The sequence below is a fragment of the Xenophilus sp. genome, assembly GCF_044462705.1.
GTDB lineage: Bacteria > Pseudomonadota > Gammaproteobacteria > Burkholderiales > Burkholderiaceae_C > Xenophilus > Xenophilus azovorans.
The window spans coordinates 1-3193 of sequence record NZ_JBIQNC010000244.1 but is presented as its reverse complement, the minus strand read 5'-3'; the positions used below and the strand labels follow the sequence as shown (position 1 = coordinate 3193).

At 71.9% G+C, this 3193-nt stretch carries 3 protein-coding genes; 2 read left to right on the top strand and 1 reads right to left on the bottom strand.

Going from position 1 to position 3193, the window contains the following annotated elements; translation table 11 throughout:
- Positions 1-875 (bottom strand): LysR family transcriptional regulator (locus ACIY1X_RS23550; protein ID WP_399685346.1); only part of this gene is annotated, 875 nt, incomplete at its 3' end.
- A 150-nt stretch (positions 876-1025) separates the two neighbouring features.
- Between ACIY1X_RS23550 and ACIY1X_RS23545 the strand changes: the two genes are divergently transcribed.
- Together ACIY1X_RS23545 and ACIY1X_RS23540 are read left to right on the top strand one after the other, a co-directional pair.
- Complete coding sequence (locus tag ACIY1X_RS23545) at positions 1026-2015, top strand: tripartite tricarboxylate transporter substrate binding protein (RefSeq protein WP_399685354.1); 990 nt, start codon at positions 1026-1028, stop codon at positions 2013-2015.
- A gap of 10 nt (positions 2016-2025) precedes the next feature.
- On the top strand, positions 2026-3193 hold a 1168-nt coding region (locus tag ACIY1X_RS23540), incomplete at its 3' end, for a M20 aminoacylase family protein (RefSeq protein WP_399685343.1).

The following is a 3193-nucleotide window of genomic DNA, read 5'->3' as shown; positions in this document are numbered from 1 at the left end:
AGCAGCGCGTCGATCAGCTCGCCGAGGATGCCGATCGCCGGCGCCTCGGTGCGCCGCTCCAGCGTCACCAGGGCGAAGCGCGCCACGCGGCGCAGCGCCGGGCGCATGTCCAGCTCGACCAGGTCCGGCGCCGCGGCGCGGATGGCCAGCAGCACCGCGTCGCTGTGCCGCGCCACGTCGACCAGGCTGGGCACCTCCTCGCACTGCAGGGTGACGCAGGCGGCCGGGTGCGCCTGCGGGCCGTAGGCCTCCACCAGCGCGCGCGCCACCTCGTCGCTCAACGGCGTGGAGGCGATCGGGTAGCGCTGCACCTGCTCGAAGCGCACGCCCCGGCGCAGCCGGGCCAGCGGATGGCCCGGCCGGCACATGAAGACGCCGCGCATCTCGCGCACCATCGCCAGGCGCAGGTCGGGCGCGGGCCGCATCGACAGCGCGTCCAGCACCAGCGCGTCCAGCGTGCGGGCGCGCAGCGCCTGCACGAGCTGCTCGGTGCTGCCGCGCGCCACCACCACCCGCACCCCCGGATGGCGCGTCGCCATGCGCAGCAGCAGCGGCGTCATCAGCATGGCGCCGGGGCCGGAGCCCATGCCGACGCGCAGCTCGCCGCCCTCGGCCTGGCGAAGCTGGCGGCCGCTGTCGCGCAGCTCGCCGGCATCGAGCACCAGGCGCTGCGCCCGCTGCAGCACCTCGTGCCCGAAGGGGGTGAGCTCGTTGCGGCGGCCGATGCGGTCGAACAGCGGCACGCCCAGTTCGTCCTCCAGCGCGCGGATGCTGCGGCTGAGCGCCGGCTGCGTCAGGTGCAGCGCCTGCGCCGACTTGTTGAAGGAGCCGGTCTGGGCGAGCGAGATCAGGTGCCGGAGCTGGACCAGGGTCATGGGCGGCAGGCCGGAAAAAGCTGCATTCGACTCATGCTAAATCAAAGAACAATGCATTGGACCTTGCATCCGGCGGCTCCTAGGATGCGCCCGCAGCCCGGCTCCGGGCCGCGTTTTTCCCGAAGCAAAGACACAGGAGACGACACCATGATGAAGCACCTGCTGCGGCCCCTGCGCATCGCAGTCCTCGGCGCCGGCCTGCTGGCGGCGGCCGGCCTGGCCCTGGCGCAGGGCTATCCGGCCAAGGCGGTCACGCTGATGGTCCCGTACCCGGCGGGCGGCCCCTCCGACGCCATGGCGCGCATCTTCGCGACGCCGCTGGGCAAGGCGCTGGGGCAGACGGTGATCGTGGACAACCTCGGCGGCGTGAGCGGCGCCCTGGCCGCGCAGAAGGTGCTGGCGGCGCCGGCCGACGGCCACTACATCTTCCAGGGCTCGCCCAACGAAGTGATCCTGGCGCCGCTGGCCAACGCGGCCGTGAAGCTCAAGGCCGAGGATTTCCGCCTGGTGCACCCGATCACCGACGCGGTGATGGTCTTCCTCACCCGCAAGGATCTGCCGGTCAACAGCGTCGACGAGCTGATCGCGCTGGCGCGCAAGTCGGGCGACAAGCCGCTGACCTACGGCAGCGTCGGCATCGGCTCGCTCTACCACCTGATCCTGGAAGACGTGCAGCAGCGCACGGGCACGAAGATGCTGCATGCGCCCTACAAGGGCAATGCGCCGCTGCTGAACGACCTGGCCGGCGGCAGCGTCGATTTCGCGGTGCTGGTCTACAGCGCGGCGATGGGCGCGATGGCCGAGCAGGGCCGGATCAAGGTGATCGGCCAGCTCGGTGCGCAGCGCTCCGAGTTGCTGAAGAACGTGCCCGCGGTCAGCGAGGGCAAGGAGTTGAAAGACTTCTCGTACAAGATCTGGGCTGGCTTCATGGTTCCGAAGAACACGCCCGAGGCCGTCGTGCAGCGCCTGCACCAGGCCATCGGCACGACGCTCAAGGACCCGGAGGTGCGCGCGCAGCTCGCGGCGCAGACCTCGCTGGCAGCGCCGCCGATGACGCTGGCCGAGTCGGCAGCGTTCTACGATGGCGAGATCGCCCGCTACCGCGCCATCGCGAAATCCGTCAACCTGCAGCCCCAATGAGGACCCTGCCATGAACCCCCTGCTGGAAGACCTGCGGCGCGAGGCGGCGCCCTTCGTCGACATCCGCCGCGACATCCACCGCCATCCGGAGCTGGCCTTCGGCGAGCACCGCACCGCGGCGCTGGTGGCCGAGAAGCTGCGGGCCTGGGGCTACGAGGTGGAGACCGGCCTGGGCGGCACCGGCCTGGTCGGCCGGCTGGTGCGCGGCGGCGGCCGGCGGCGCCTGGGTCTGCGCGCCGACATGGACGCGCTGCCGATCGAGGAGGCCACCGGCCTGCCCTACGCGAGCTGCCACCACGGCGTGATGCACGCCTGCGGCCACGATGGCCACACCGCCATGCTGCTGGCCGCGGCGCACCACCTGGCCGCGCGCGGGCGCTTCGACGGCACGCTGCACCTGATCTTCCAGCCGGCCGAGGAAGGCGGCGGCGGCGCCGTGCGCATGATCGACGACGGCCTGTTCGACAAGTACCCCTGCGACGCCGTGTTCGCCATGCACAACATGCCCGGACTGGCGCAAGGCCGCTTCGCGCTGCGCGACGGCCCGACCATGGCCTCGTCGGACTACGCGACGGTGACGGTCGCCGGCATCGGCGGCCACGGCGCGATACCGCACCGCGCCGCCGACCCGGTGGTGGCGGCCGCCAGCATCGTGATGGCGCTGCAGACGGTGGTGTCGCGCAACGTCGATCCGCTGCACACGGCGGTGGTGACGGTGGGCGCCCTGCATGCCGGCCAGGCCAACAACGTGATCCCGGCCGCCGCCACGCTGGAGATCAGCGTGCGCGCGCTCGACCGCGAGGTGCGCGCGCTGCTGGAGCAGCGCATCAAGGCCATCGTCGCCGCGCAGGCCGAGAGCTTCGGCTGCAGCGCGCAGGTCGACTGGCGCAAGGGCTACGCGGTGCTGGTCAACACGCCGGAGGAGACCGACTTCGCGCGCCAGGTGGCGCTCGACCTGGTGGGCGCCGAGCGCGTCACGCTGCAGGCGCCGCCGCTCACCGGCAGCGAGGACTTCGCCTTCATGCTGGAGAAGGTGCCCGGCAGCTACCTGCTGATCGGCAACGGTGACGGCGACAGCGCGGGTGCCTGCATGGTGCACAACCCGGGCTACGACTTCAACGACGACAACGTCGCGCTGGGCGCCGCCTACTGGGTGCTGCTGGCGGAGCGCTTCCTGG

Coding starts and splice junctions, on each gene's coding strand:
- ACIY1X_RS23545 (WP_399685354.1), top strand. CDS start 1,026: ATGAAGCACCTGCTGCGGCCCCTGCGCATCGCAGTCCTCGGCGCCGGC.